11 protein-coding genes are annotated in these 13,225 nt (G+C 58.6%); 6 read left to right on the top strand and 5 right to left on the bottom strand.

The window, feature by feature from the left end:
* Positions 1–33: 33 nt before the first annotated feature.
* Together ACR0I0_RS05640 and ACR0I0_RS05635 are read right to left on the bottom strand one after the other, a co-directional pair.
* Positions 34–426 carry a hypothetical protein gene (locus ACR0I0_RS05640; RefSeq protein WP_480490507.1) on the bottom strand — a complete coding sequence of 131 codons (393 nt, stop codon included), beginning with the start codon at positions 424–426 and terminating at the stop codon, positions 34–36.
* Positions 427–529: 103 nt separating this feature from the next.
* The gene (locus ACR0I0_RS05635; protein WP_245223415.1) at positions 530–1,348 is read right to left on the bottom strand and encodes an FkbM family methyltransferase; all 819 of its coding nucleotides are present in this window, start codon (positions 1,346–1,348) and stop codon (positions 530–532) included.
* Positions 1,349–1,391: 43 nt separating this feature from the next.
* On the opposite strand from ACR0I0_RS05635, the gene ACR0I0_RS05630 reads away from it, so the two are divergent.
* From ACR0I0_RS05630 to ACR0I0_RS05620, 3 genes are all read left to right on the top strand, one after another.
* Positions 1,392–1,991 (top strand): superoxide dismutase, encoded by a 600-nt coding sequence (locus ACR0I0_RS05630; RefSeq protein WP_171228054.1) that lies wholly within the window; start codon positions 1,392–1,394, stop codon positions 1,989–1,991.
* Between the two features lie 4 nt (positions 1,992–1,995).
* The gene (locus ACR0I0_RS05625) at positions 1,996–2,874 is read left to right on the top strand and encodes a metallophosphoesterase (RefSeq protein WP_171631349.1); all 879 of its coding nucleotides are present in this window, start codon (positions 1,996–1,998) and stop codon (positions 2,872–2,874) included.
* Between the two features lie 218 nt (positions 2,875–3,092).
* Complete coding sequence (locus ACR0I0_RS05620; RefSeq protein ID WP_171631353.1) at positions 3,093–3,554, top strand: baeRF12 domain-containing protein; 462 nt, start codon at positions 3,093–3,095, stop codon at positions 3,552–3,554.
* A gap of 43 nt (positions 3,555–3,597) precedes the next feature.
* Here ACR0I0_RS05620 and ACR0I0_RS05615 read toward each other — a convergent pair whose 3' ends face one another.
* The gene (locus ACR0I0_RS05615; RefSeq protein WP_171167536.1) at positions 3,598–4,149 is read right to left on the bottom strand and encodes an LOG family protein; all 552 of its coding nucleotides are present in this window, start codon (positions 4,147–4,149) and stop codon (positions 3,598–3,600) included.
* Between the two features lie 127 nt (positions 4,150–4,276).
* Here ACR0I0_RS05615 and ACR0I0_RS05610 point away from each other — a divergent pair, with 127 nt between their 5' ends.
* From ACR0I0_RS05610 to ACR0I0_RS05600, 3 genes are read left to right on the top strand one after another with little or no spacing between them, the layout of a single operon-like run.
* Complete coding sequence (locus ACR0I0_RS05610; RefSeq protein WP_480490504.1) at positions 4,277–5,650, top strand: LysM peptidoglycan-binding domain-containing protein; 1,374 nt, start codon at positions 4,277–4,279, stop codon at positions 5,648–5,650.
* A gap of 58 nt (positions 5,651–5,708) precedes the next feature.
* Positions 5,709–7,532 (top strand): ABCB family ABC transporter ATP-binding protein/permease, encoded by a 1,824-nt coding sequence (locus tag ACR0I0_RS05605; RefSeq protein WP_171723016.1) that lies wholly within the window; start codon positions 5,709–5,711, stop codon positions 7,530–7,532.
* 57 nt (positions 7,533–7,589) lie between these two features.
* A complete protein-coding gene (locus ACR0I0_RS05600) occupies positions 7,590–7,988 on the top strand; it encodes a DUF2147 domain-containing protein (protein ID WP_171723017.1) in 399 nt (132 codons plus the stop codon).
* 44 nt (positions 7,989–8,032) lie between these two features.
* Here the strand turns inward: ACR0I0_RS05600 and ACR0I0_RS05595 are convergent, their stop codons facing one another.
* Positions 8,033–11,821: an efflux RND transporter permease subunit gene (locus tag ACR0I0_RS05595; protein WP_480490501.1), complete on the bottom strand. Its 3,789-nt coding sequence runs from the start codon at positions 11,819–11,821 to the stop codon at positions 8,033–8,035.
* On the bottom strand, positions 11,818–13,044 hold the full coding sequence (locus ACR0I0_RS05590) for an efflux RND transporter periplasmic adaptor subunit (RefSeq protein WP_210092533.1): 1,227 nt from the start codon (positions 13,042–13,044) through the stop codon (positions 11,818–11,820). Before ACR0I0_RS05590 ends, ACR0I0_RS05595 begins: the two co-directional genes overlap by 4 nt.
* Positions 13,045–13,225: the final 181 nt, after the last annotated feature.

The following is a 13,225-nucleotide window of genomic DNA, read 5'->3' as shown; positions in this document are numbered from 1 at the left end:
CAAAAAAAGCCCCGGTTCATCCGGGGCTTTTTCTTACTTGACTGTCGAACAGGTCCCGACTCCGAAAGGTTTGTTCGCGAAATTTCCCTGAACGAATGCCATGCGGACGGCGACCGTATTGTCGGTTGTTTTCAGGTTCGCCTGATATCGAACGCGGACATTGCCGCCGGCAACCATTTTTTGATCGAGGTTCCAGATAATACGATATCCCTTGGCGCCGCGGTCTTTGAGTTTTGCCGTGGCCCAATCCTGATACGACGTTGCGGCCATCGCCGAAGATGCGGCGGGGTCGATCCGGAACGCATACTCTGGCGCAATCCAGCCATGGGCGTCCTGTTTGGACATCTTGCAATGATAGGTAACCGTTTCTGCCGCAGCGGTATGTGCAAGAAATGCGGCGACTACAATCTGTAAAAGTCTTTTCATTTTATCATACTTGGGTATGATTCTTGGTGTCTGCAATCAAACTGACACACCTCATTGCCGCAAGCGGGACCTCGCGTGAACGAAGAAAAAAATGCCAGACGTTCTACCCATGCAAGAGAACGGTGTGAAAACGGCTCAGGCCATCTTCGGTCAGCAAGTCCGAAATCTCTACAGGCTGTGACTTGTCATCCGACAGGTTTGCGTAATAACCCAGTTCATCCATCAATGCGCTGACACGTTCGTGCCTCTGGTCTTCCGGAAGCAGAGGTGCGTGAAGAGACAGAAGAAGGGCGGGGCGGCGTTCCTTCAGCCACGCGGACAAAGTGGGGGCAACAATGAATTCCGCGCCCTCGATGTCCATTTTGACCAGCGAAACCCGTGACAGGTCGTTTGTTTTTTCGAATTGGTCCCAGGCGATCGTCAGCGCATCAGACCCATGCGCCCCGTCGTGCAGAAGCGAACTGGTGGAATCTCCGGGTTCACCGCGCACAGAGGCCATGCGTGCCACGCCAAATCGATCTGACAGGGCGACCCCGAATGCCGAAACGTTCTGAATACCGTTCAGATCAAGATTCCATGCCAGATGCCGAAACGCGGTCGGGTCAGGCTCAAAACACCAGACATGCCGTGCCCTTCGCGCACCGTACAGCACCGTCGGGCCAATCCACGCGCCGATGTCCAGATAGTCGCTTTGAGGGGACAGGAACCGGTCAAGAACTGCAAATGTTTCAGGCTCCCAAGCGCCCGCAGTGGCCTTGCGCCAGAATTTCGAATGGTACGGGTCCAGACGAAACGGCTCGCCGTTCAGATTGCCCGCATAATATCCGCGGGCGCGATAGAACATCTTGCGCGCCTGTGTCAGCATCGCCTGCCTCCGGGTTTTCTTGCCACGCCCCTTGACCTGCGGCGGTTGCCAAAGCATTTAACCTTGGGAACCGCAACTTTCATTTAAACAGGGGGCCGACATGGCTTTTGAACTTCCTGATCTTCCTTATGCACATGACGCGCTGGCAGCCAAGGGTATGTCCGCGGAAACGTTGGAATATCACCACGACCTGCACCACAAGGCCTATGTCGACAACGGCAACAAGCTGATCGCCGGCACCGAATGGGACGGCAAGTCGCTGGAAGAGATCATCGTTGGTACATACGACGCAAACGCGGTGGCACAAAACGGTATCTTCAACAACATCAGCCAGTTGTGGAACCACAACCAGTTCTGGGAAATGATGGGGCCGGGCGAGTCCAAGATGCCGGGCGAGCTGGAAAAGGCGCTGACCGAAAGCTTCGGTTCGGTGGATGAATTCAAGTCGCAATTCAGTGCCGCCGGTGCGGGTCAGTTCGGTTCGGGCTGGGCGTGGCTGGTCAAGAACGCCGATGGCTCGCTGGCCGTCACAAAAACCGAGAATGGCGTGAACCCACTGTGCTTTGGTCAAACCGCGCTGCTGGGTTGCGATGTTTGGGAGCACTCCTACTACATCGATTTCCGCAACAAGCGCCCGGCCTACCTGTCGAACTTCCTCGACAATCTGGTGAACTGGGAAAACGTCGCATCGCGGATGTAACGTATTGAACCGACGTCGGTTCATAAAGGGCCTGCTGGCGGCGACGCTGGCAGGCCTTGTCACGGCCGCCTACGGGTTCATCATTGAACCCGCAGTTCGGCTGCGCGTGCGCAAATGGCGCATTCAGCGGGACGACTGGACAGCGCCGCCGCTCAGAATCGCCGTACTGTCCGATATGCATGTGGGCGAGCCCTATGTCGGCCTGAACCGCGTAAGGCAGGTGGTCCGCCGAACCAATGCGCTGGCTCCGGACGTGATCCTGCTGTTGGGTGATTTCTTTGCAAGCCACAAAGGTGTCTCGGACACGGTCAAGATGCAGGACCTGGCCCCTGTGCTTGCCGGGCTTGAGGCGAAGAATGGTGTCTTTGCCGTTCTGGGCAATCACGACTGGTGGGATGACAGGTCGGCACAGCGGCGCGGGTCCGGGCCCAATCGCTATGCCAAAATTCTGGAACAGAACGGAATTTCGGTGTTGTCCAATGCCGCGATCAAACTCGAAACTCAGGGCATCTGGCTGGCCGGTCTCGAGGATCAGCTGGCGATCTGGCGCAACGGCAAGCCGCAAGGATTGGACGATCTGGAAGGTACTCTGGCGCAGATCACCGATGACGCTCCGGTTGTGATGATGGCGCATGAGCCCGATGTGTTTCCCACTGTGCCCGGGCGGGTGGCCTTGACCCTTTCAGGGCACACACATGGTGGCCAAGTGCGCCTGTTCGGCTGGTCGCCCGTGGTGCCATCGAAATTCGGCAATCGCTATGCCTATGGCCATGTACGCGAAAATGGGCGCGATCTGGTCGTTTCGGGCGGTATCGGCTGTTCGATCCTGCCGGTTCGTCTGGGCGTGACGCCCGAAATCACCGTTGTCGAGATGTCCGCCTAAAGGGTTGATGACCAGCCGGTGAAAACCCGCCGATACGTGCCCTTTCTGCGTGACGGTATCTTGTTTGCTGTTTTCCAGTACACATCTCTGTAGGGTAGAGGGAGAAACTGCATATCAATTCAAACAATGATCGGGCTGCGCACTGTTCGTGCGTCAACGAACCCGCATGTCCAGCAGGTCGAGGGATACCCAGAACACAACCTAATCAGGAGATCGCAATGGTCGCACTTACACAGGGAACTTGGGTTATTGTTGCAGATGGAGAGAAAGCGCTGGTGATGGAGAATATCACCGATGCCGACGATCCCAATTTTGTCGTCGTCGCTGTCGAAGAACAAGACGGCCCGACCGGAAAACCGACGGACCGCGCAGGTCGTCGCAACGACGGCGGACCAAAACAGAAATCGGCAATTGAAGAACCCACGTGGAAGGCGCACGCAAAATCTCTGTTCGTGCAGGATCTGGCGAACCTGTTGAATCGCAAGGGGCTGAAAGGCGCCTATGATCGGCTGGTTCTGGTGGCCAGCCCCCATGTTCTGGGTCTGTTGCGGCGTCGGTTACACAGCGAGGTGCTGGGAAAGGTCGTGGCCGAGGTCAACAAGACCCTGACCAATCATCCTTTGCACAAGGTCGAGCAGGTGGTGCGCCTCAGTCTGCAACCCAAAGCCAGACTTGCCTGATGAATACGGCGGGCGGTTCAACCGCCCGCACGGTTTCCCATCCTCAGGTCAGCTTGTCCCGCAGGGCGATCATGGCTGTATCGGCGTCTTCGACCCAGGTGATGAAATCCGCCAAAGACGTGTCGGCAAAGCCTTGCCCGATCACCTGATCCAACAATGTGTGCAACGCGTCCCAATAGCCGTTCACATTGACCACGACGATCGGCTTGTCATGCAGGCCAAGCTGGCGCCATGTCAGCGCTTCGAACAGCTCGTCCAGCGACCCCGGACCGCCCGGCAGGACCACGACGGCGTCGGCGTTCATGATCATGACTTTCTTGCGCTCGTGCATTGTCTCGGTGATCACGAAGTGGGTCAGATCCGTTTTTCCGACCTCGCGCTTGACCAGATGCACCGGAATGACGCCGAAGGTTTCACCACCGGCATTCTGCGCGGCGCGGGCCACTTCACCCATCAAACCGACATCTCCGGCTCCGTAGACCAGCCGCCAGCCTTCCTGCGCCAGCAGGCTGCCAAACTGCCGTGCAGTTTCAGAATAAGCCTTCTCGGCTCCATTGCGTGACCCGCAGTACACACAGACTGATTTCTGAGACATCAAAGGGGGGCTCCGGGGTTGTGTCAGGGGTTTTGACCCGTGATAGCGGGATTGATAGATTGGCTCAACTGTCCGTCGGAAAGCTTTTCAACGCATAGCTTTTGCCCGGCGGAGTGAAAGGAAAATAATGGACGCCAAATCGGGAAACGGAAGCTCGGGCAATTTCATCTGGGGGGTGATTGCGGGTCTTGTTGCGATATTGGGCGCGGGTGGATTGTATCTGTCCGGCGTCTTCACCAAAACGCCCGAGCCGAGAGCCCCGCAGGAAGCCGCCTCTGCCGTAGCCCCGGAACCTGTAGGGCAGGATGCGCAGGTTTCGGAACCGGAAGTGGCTGAACAGGCGGCTCCTGCGGATGAAGTGCCCACGACCGAGCGTGCCGAGGACACTAGTGAAACGGCTGACGCCTCTGACGCGGACACCGCCGTTGCCAAGACGGAAGATATCGCGCCCCAGCCAGCGGCCCCTCCGGCCCTGGATCAGATTTTTGTTGAGCCAGATGGCACGGCGCTGTTGTCCGGCGATGCCGAGCCCGGCAGCCGGATCGAGGTGCTGCTGAACGGCGAAACCCTGCACAGCTTTACCGTGGACGGCAGCGGCCAGTTTGCCGAATTTGTTTCGATCCCGTTCAGCGACGCGGCTCAGGGGTTGGTCCTGCAAAGCAAGGATGGCGAACGGATCACACAGTCCGACGACTATCTGATTGCGGCATTGCCAAAGCCGGTCGAAGAAGCGCCTGTAACTGAAGAATCGCCAGCATCCGATCCGGACACGACAGCCGACGCCGAAGACGCCACGATCGCGACAGCCGATGCAGACGTTGAGCCCGAAACGGCGACCGAAGTTCCAGCCCGAGAAACTGATGTGACCGGAACCGAAACCACCGTGCCGGAGGCCGAGGAAACGCAAACCGCCGACTCGCCGCCGCAGACACCCGAACCGGATCAGCAGATTGCGGTGCTGCGGTCCGGCGAAGAAGGGGTTGAACTGGTGCAGCCGCCTGTGGTGCGGGATACGCCCCCTGATCAGATCGCACTGGATACCATCGGGTACTCTGATACCGGCAATGTCCAGCTGACGGGGCGTGTGCAGGACGGTGCAGCCGTTCGACTGTACCTGAACAATCGCCTGATCGCCGATCTCGACCCGAAAGAGGATGGATCCTGGCGCAGCGATCTGGAGGGGATTGATCCGGGTGTCTACACGCTGCGCGTGGACGCGGTGAATACGGACGGGACGGTGCTCAGCCGGGTCGAAACCCCGTTCAAGCGAGAGCCGGTTGAAGTTCTGGATGCCGCCGTCGCGGCAAGTCAGGCCAACGCGCAGGGCGAAGCAGCTGCCATCCGTTCGGTTACGGTTCAACGGGGCGACACGCTGTGGGCCATCTCGCGCGACCGGTTTGGCGACGGGGTCCTGTATGTACGGCTGTTCGAGGCCAATCGCGACCTGATCCGCGATCCGGATCTGATCTATCCGGGGCAGGTCTTCACCATACCTGAATAAGCATCGCCTTTGGCCCAAGCGGGCCGGGGTCAATCTCTGACCGCAATTAAGGTACGTGATGAGACGAACACCTACTACGACCCCGGACGATACGGTGCCGCGTGACGAGCGAAGCTCGGGCTGGCGCACGATCCGCAAAGTGGCACCCTATCTTTGGCCACAGGATGAACCATGGGTAAAGCGCCGCGTGGTGATTGCCATGGTCATGCTGGTTCTGGCCAAGCTGATCGCGGTCTATACGCCAATCCTTTACAAAGGTGCCGTTGACGCGCTGGCAGGTGAGGGCGTGCCGCCGGTGGCGCTGGGCGCGGTCGGGCTGACGGTCGCGTATGGCGTGGCGCGGATGCTGACCGTGGGATTCCAACAACTGAGGGATGCGGCCTTTGCGCCCGTAGGGCAAAGGGCTCTGCGGGCGTTGGCGCTTGAGACCTTTCGGCACATTCACAACCTCTCGATGCGTTATCACGTGTCCCGCCGTACCGGAGGGCTGAGCCGCATCATCGAACGGGGTGTCAAGGGCGTCGAGTTCCTGTTGCGCTTTCTGCTGTTCTCGATCGGGCCGCTGATCCTGGAACTGCTGCTGGTGGCGATCATCCTGATGTGGCTGTTCGATGTCTGGTATCTGGTGGTCGTCGCCGTCACAATCGGTCTGTATATCTGGTTCACATTTGCCGTGACCGAATGGCGGGTGAAGCTTCGGCGCGAGATGAACGATCAGGACACCGAAGCCAATCAGCGCGCCATCGACAGCCTGCTGAATTTTGAAACTGTCAAGTATTTCAATGCCGAAGCGCGCGAAGCTGAGCGATATGATGTGTCGATGAAAGCCTATGCCGGGGCGGCGCTGAAAACGGCATATTCGCTGGCATTTCTGAATTTTGGCCAGTCATTCCTGATCACTTGTGGTTTGATCGGTGTGATGGTTCTGGCTGCCATCGGGGTTCAGAGCGGAAACCTTACAGTGGGCGATTTCGTCATGGTCAACGCTTACATGATCCAGATCACCGTACCGCTGAACTTTCTGGGGACGGTCTACCGGGAAATCCGGCAATCGTTGGTCGATATGGGCCAGATGTTCGATCTGCTTGAACAGCCCGCCGAAGTCACCGACAAACCCTGTGCGCCCAACCTCAAGGTGAATGGCGGCGAAGTCACGCTGGACGATGTGCATTTCGGCTATGACCCTGAAAGGGAGATCCTCAAAGGTGTTTCGTTGACCGTTCCTGCCGGGCAGACCGTGGCCATCGTGGGGGCAACCGGGTCTGGCAAATCAACCATCGGGCGGCTGCTGTTCCGGTTCTACGATGTGACCAAAGGATCCTTGAAGATCGATGGACAGGATGTGCGGGATGTGACGCAGTCCAGCCTGCACGCGGCCATCGGCGTTGTGCCGCAGGACACGGTATTGTTCAACGACAGCATCCGGTACAACATTGCCTATGGCCGTGACGACGCCACCCCGGAGGAGGTCGAGGCCGCGGCCCGAGCTGCGCAAATTCACGATTTCATCACCTCGCTGCCCGAAGGTTATGACACTATGGTCGGTGAACGGGGGCTCAAACTGTCAGGTGGTGAAAAACAAAGAGTCGGCATCGCGCGGACTTTGCTCAAGAACCCGCCGATCCTGTTGCTGGACGAGGCGACCTCGGCCCTGGACACAGATACCGAGCAGGACATCAAGGATGCGCTGGCGCGCGCAGGAGAGGGTCGTACGGTTATCACCATTGCCCATCGCCTCAGCACCATTGCCGAAGCGGACCGGATCGTGGTTCTGGAAGCGGGCGAGGTCATTGAACAGGGCACGCATGACGAGTTGCTGGCGCGGTCGGGGCGGTATGCCCAATTGTGGAACCGGCAGCAATCGGACGGGGAAGCGGCCTGAAGATCCAAACATTGAGCGAAACAGGGTAGAATACAAAAAACCAGAAGGGTGCCTGTCATGATGAAGCGATTGAAGTCACGACTATCGTCTATTGCGATCGCGATTAGTCTGCCGGTCATTGTGGCGGCCGATCCCATCGTGGGTGTCTGGAAGACTGAACCTGATCGCAAGAACCTGATTTCGCACATCAAAATCACGGCGTGTGGGGATAAGTTCTGCGGTCGGATCCTTTCGGCCTATGACTCTTCAGGCAAGGAAGTCCAAACACCGAATATCGGTAAGAAACTGTTCTGGGACGTGGCCGGTGAAGGCGGAGGAAAATACGGCGGCGGCGAATTCTGGGTCCCGTTGATCAACGTGGATGCGGTGCCACAGATGACGTTGCAGGGGGACAAGCTGCTGGTCAAAGGATGCGAACATGCGATTTGCGCGCATCAGACGTGGTCCCGGTTGTGATGATGGCCAAATGAAAAAGGACCGGAACTCCCGGTCCTATTCGTTTATTCAGCAGCTTTCAGCGGCGGGCCAGAGGGGCGACCAGACTTATCTGATCGACTGTCCTGTTCTAATCCTTCAAAACGCGAGTCGTCCTCCCACACAATTTCAGTGGCCTGCATCTGCCGGGCAGAGCGCCCTATCGCCATGTCCTGCGCGATCTGGCTGGACCGGCCTGCCGTTACACGGGCCAGAACTCGGCTGAGCCAGATCGCATAGGTTGTCACCCAGACCCGCAAGGCCAGAAGCGATGGGGTGACGATCAGCGTCAGAACAGTTGCAATGCCCAGGCCAAAGACCACCGCTGTGGCCAGCTGTTTCCACCACAGTGCGGTGGGGCTGTCGATGGAATAGCCGCCATTGATGAAGTCCAGCGACAGGCCGAACATCATCGGCGTCAGACCGGCCATCGTTGTCAGCGTGGTCAGCAGCACCGGGCGGATACGGGATTCCGCGGTGCGGATGATCGCCTCGATCCTCGGCATATAGCTGCTGTATTCCTGATAGGTGTCGATCAGAACGATATTGTTGTTCACCACGATACCGGCCAGGGCCACGATGCCGGTCCCGGTCATGATGATCGAGAAGGGCTGTTCCATCACGATCATGCCGATCAGAACCCCGGTGGTGGACAGAACCACCGCCAGCAGCACGAGAACTGAATTGTAGAACGAGTTGAACTGCGCCAGCAGGATCACGAACATAAGCCCCAGGGCGCCCATGAACGCGTTCACCAGGAAGGCGCCGGATTCTTCCTGCTCTTCCTGATCACCAGTCCATTCCCAGCTGATCGCGTTGGCGAACGGGCCGGTTTCCAGCCATTCCGTCAGCACCGCAATACGCTCGTTCGGGTTGATCAGCGCAAACTGAGCATCCCCGTCTTCGATTGCGCTGCGCAGCTGGTCGACACTTTCTGCGCCGGTCAGTTGAACCAGTTCATATGACTTTCCACCCGTACCATTCAGAACGGTGCCGGTCGGTGTGTAGCCTTCCGTCACTTCACGCATGACGGCCAGCCGCACCTGTTTTCCATCGGGGCCTTCGGTCACAACCTTGCTCAGCCCCGGTTCGACATCCGCTTTGACGTCGTAGTATCGCTGCTGGTCGACGCGGTTGATCTCGGCCAGCTTGGCCACGGGTTTGCGCGTTACGAAGTTCGACAAGGGCACCAAACCGTCCGGGGTACGGACCTTGAGTGTATCCAGTGTCGACAAAACGCGGTCTTCTTCGGGCAGGCGAACGCGAATTTCGATCTCTTCGTCATTGCTGTCCGGGCGCATCTCGCCCAGCAATATACCGCGCGTGACCAACTGGACCATGGCGCCGACGGTTGCCACGTCGGCTCCGAACCGACCGGCCTTGGCGACATCCACGTCAATCTGCCAGTCGATGCCGGGCAGGGGCAGGGTGTCTTCGGTCTTGATCAGGCCCGGCGTGGTGTCGAAAACTTCGCGGGCGGTGATCGCTGCCGAGGTCAGGTCTTCCCACCCGTCACCCTTGATGCGCAGATGCACAGGCTTGGCCGAAGCAGGGCCTTGCTCCAACGGCAAAATCTCGACGATGATGCCGGGGATCGTTGCAAGTTGGGCATTCAGCTCATCAATCACGAAGTCGCCATCATATTCGGGCGCCACGAAGTGCCGTTCGAACAGGCCCCACAGGGCCGATTCCGAAACGTTGGGGCGGTCTTCCCAAGGGATGATTTCGAACTGAACCCGGCCCACTGTATCGGCCGGCGCCTGAGCGCCACCGTTATTCTGGTTCAGGCCACCTTCGCCCGCAAAGGCAAAGACGTTGATGACCGCAGGGTGAGTGCCGATGATCTCTTCGGCGGCAAGAACCATCGCGTCTTTTTCCGCCAGGGAAAGGTTCCCGCGGGCACGCACATATGCGGTGGCCTGTTCAGGTTCGCTTTCCACGAAGAATTCAACCCCGCGGGATTCCTGAGGAAACCAGACAAAGGCCACGAAATACACCGCCGTGAAAACCGTCAGCAGGGAAACGATCGGCATGATCGGATTGCCGACAAGGAACCGAACGACATGGCCAAAAAACGTGTGTTCGTCCGCTGTATGAACGTGGTCCTCTTCGGCGCGTACCATTTTGGCCGCGCTCAGCGTTACGGACCCGGCAAACGCCCCGAACAGGAACAGCAGCGCCCCGGCGATCGAGCCACCGGGCAGCAGGTAGTTGGGGTTCAGAACCTGCATCGCACCCAGAAAGATCATGTACAGCGACGGCGGCACCATCAGCACCCGGACCCACCATGGCGTGCGCGCCCGCAACCAGGTCGAAGACCGATCGAAGAGGCGGCTCAGGCGGCCGGACACACCGCCCATGACCGGCAGATAGATCAGCGCCACGATCAGCGACGCCGACAGAACGAAGATCAGCGTGACCGGCAGCATTCCCATGAACTCACCGGGAATACCGGGCCAGAACAACATGGGCAGGAACGCACACAGCGTCGTCGCGGTCGAGGACACGATGGGCCAGAACATGCGCTGGGCGGCCTCGACATAGGCGTGCATCGGGCCCACGCCTTCCTTGATGCGTTTGTCTGCGTATTCCACCACGACGATGGCGCCATCCACCAGCATCCCCACCGCCAGGATGAGGCCGAACATCACGATGTTCGAGATGCTGACACCCATGACTGCCAGAAACGCAAAACACAGCAGGAACGAGGTCGGGATCGCAAAACCGACCAGCAGGGCGGCCCGCGTACCCAACGAGGCAAGAACCACGATCATCACCAGCGCAATCGCGGTCAATACCGAGCCTTCAAGCTGGCTGACCATCGAGCCGACGATGCGGCTCTGGTCGTTCGATGTACCCAGATCAACCGCCGCCTGAAGCTCGGGCGGCCACTTGGTCTTTGCATGCGCAATGGTTTCCTTCACCTGCGCGACGGTGTCGATCAGGTTATAGCCCTTGCGCTTGACCACCTGCAACGCGACGGTCGGTTCACCGTTGAAACGGGCCGTCCCTTCGCGGTCTTCGAAAGTGTAGTTGATCTGTGCCAGTTCCCCCAAGGTGACGACCCGATCACCGTTGACCTTGATGGGCAGGCCGTAAACATCCTGTGCGGTTTTGAACGACGACGGTATCTTGACCGAGAAGGTGCCCTGCGCGGTTTCAACTTCACCGGCTGCAATCAACTGGTTGTTGTTCCGTACCACGTTGATCAGCTCGTCCGCCGTCACGTTGTAGGCTTCAAGCCGCAGCGGGTCGATCACGACCTCGAGCATCTCGTCGCGATTGCCTGCGATACCGGCTTCGAGAACGGAATCCAGAGCCTCAAGATCGTCCTGTAGATCCTTGGCGACACGGGCCATCGTGCGTTCGGGAACGGGACCGGTCAGGTTCACGATGACGATCGGGAATTCGGAAAAGTTGATCTCGGTCAGGGAATATTGTTCTGCGCCTTCGGGAAAGTCCGCCTGAGCTGTGTTCATCGCGTCACGCACATCGGCCATGATCGCGGTCTTGTCCCAACCGAAGTCAAATTCCAGCGCGACCCCCGCATAGTTTTCGGCAGCGGTCGATGTCATTTCCTTGAGCCCGTCGAGATCCGCCAGTTCGGTCTCCATCGGCTTGATCAGCAGGTTTTCGGAATCCTCTGCGGAAATCCCGGGAAACTGCACGGATACAAACAGGGCAGGGATTTCGATATCCGGCTCGCCTTCTTTCGGAAGCGAGACATAGGCAAATCCGCCGATAACCAGCGAAATCGCGATAAATGCCAACACCATGCGGGCTCGATCAGCGGCCCATGCGACAACACCGGTCATTGTGACGCTTCCCGATAAGTCGGCGCTACGGTCACACCGCGTGTCACGAACTCTTGTCCGACAATGATTATGTCGGCTGTTTCGGGGAGACCGTCGACCCAGACACCCTCTGCCGTGTCACGCAGAATGCGGACAGGCAGGAAATCCACCACATTTCCGGTGCCGACAGTACGGACACCCAATTGACCCTCGTTGCTTAGGGTCAGGGCGGATTGCGGCAGCAGATGTGCCTTTGTGCCTTCGGCTGCGATGCTGATGGTCGCGGTCTGACCGTCGCGAATGGTCAGATCCGGGTTCGGAACCGTGATTTCAACTTCGAACGTGCGCGTTGTTTCATCAGCCGACCGGCTGAGGAACGTGACGCGGCCGCCAAGCTGCCGACCGGTGACCAGCGTTGCCGATGCCTCGGACCCCACCTGAACACGGTTGACTTCGGTTTCCGGCACGAACCCGACCAGTTTGATCGGATCAAGCTGAATCACGGTTGCGCACAGCGATCCGGGCTGCATCAGGCTGCCCAATTCTGCGGTGTCGCTTTCCAGCAGGCCCTTGAACGGGGCTTTGATGGTCAGGCGTCCGACCTCTCGCTGCGCGGCTTCAACTGCGGCTGCGGCTGCTTCGATTCCGGCCCGGGTCGCCTCCAGCTCGGCTTCGGCGGATTTTACACCTGCTTTGGCAGCGCTCATCGCGGCCTCGCTGGAAATTCGGCGGGTTTCCGAAGCAAACCCGGTTTCCGCCAGTTTGCGCGAAGCCGTCAGATTGATTTCGGCCTCGGCCACACGGGCATGCGCCTCTTGCAAGCGGGCTTCAGCCTCGGGAATGCGGCTTTCGGCTTCGAGTTTTCCGGCCAGCGCCTCGGCCAGTTGCGCCGGGCGCGTGCCGGGGTCGAGTTCACACAGAACATCCCCGGCCTCGACAAAGGCACCTTTGCGCATGGGTTCCGAGATCACCGTGGATGTGGTTTCAGACAAAACCTCGACCTGCCGGTTCGCCTTGGTTTGTCCTCGCAGCAGAACCGCACTGTCAATTTCGCGCGCCTGCGAACGCAGGGCGACCACGCCAACGGCATCAATATCGGTCTCGTCGGATTCGACGGCTTCGGTCTGTACCGCTTCTTCTGCTTCGCCACGTCCGGCGAAAGCAAACAAAGAGTCGCGCTCAAAAACAAGAAAATACAACGCAACAATAACCAGAAGGGCGTTGATGAAAGAAATCAAACGCATTCAGTGTTTCTCCTAGAATTCGGTGCCAACAAAAGCGGGGCCGTCTTGGTATGAAATGGGGCGTCGGCTGTGTAATTTCTACACTAAACTGAATAGTTCGGTTTGGTTTTTTTCGCAAGTGAGAAGCCAAGCGGTGAAAATGCGCAAAATCGGACCCTTGGCTTGGCGTTGGTGCCGGGGT

It is taken from the genome of Ruegeria sp. AG6, assembly GCF_056541565.1.
The sequence above is the reverse complement of the archived record's forward strand: the minus strand, read 5'-3'. Positions and strand labels throughout refer to the sequence as shown.

What these genes read in the sequence shown, in the direction of transcription:
- ACR0I0_RS05610 (WP_480490504.1), top strand. Translation starts at nt 4,277, where the DNA reads ATGGACGCCAAATCGGGAAACGGAAGCTCGGGCAATTTCATCTGGGGG.
- ACR0I0_RS05600 (WP_171723017.1), top strand. Translation starts at nt 7,590, where the DNA reads ATGATGAAGCGATTGAAGTCACGACTATCGTCTATTGCGATCGCGATT.
- ACR0I0_RS05595 (WP_480490501.1), bottom strand. Translation starts at nt 11,821, where the DNA reads ATGACCGGTGTTGTCGCATGGGCCGCTGATCGAGCCCGCATGGTGTTG.
- ACR0I0_RS05635 (WP_245223415.1), bottom strand. Translation starts at nt 1,348, where the DNA reads ATGCTTTGGCAACCGCCGCAGGTCAAGGGGCGTGGCAAGAAAACCCGG.
- ACR0I0_RS05630 (WP_171228054.1), top strand. Translation starts at nt 1,392, where the DNA reads ATGGCTTTTGAACTTCCTGATCTTCCTTATGCACATGACGCGCTGGCA.
- ACR0I0_RS05620 (WP_171631353.1), top strand. Translation starts at nt 3,093, where the DNA reads ATGGTCGCACTTACACAGGGAACTTGGGTTATTGTTGCAGATGGAGAG.
- ACR0I0_RS05605 (WP_171723016.1), top strand. Translation starts at nt 5,709, where the DNA reads ATGAGACGAACACCTACTACGACCCCGGACGATACGGTGCCGCGTGAC.
- ACR0I0_RS05590 (WP_210092533.1), bottom strand. Translation starts at nt 13,044, where the DNA reads ATGCGTTTGATTTCTTTCATCAACGCCCTTCTGGTTATTGTTGCGTTG.
- ACR0I0_RS05640 (WP_480490507.1), bottom strand. Translation starts at nt 426, where the DNA reads ATGAAAAGACTTTTACAGATTGTAGTCGCCGCATTTCTTGCACATACC.
- ACR0I0_RS05615 (WP_171167536.1), bottom strand. Translation starts at nt 4,149, where the DNA reads ATGTCTCAGAAATCAGTCTGTGTGTACTGCGGGTCACGCAATGGAGCC.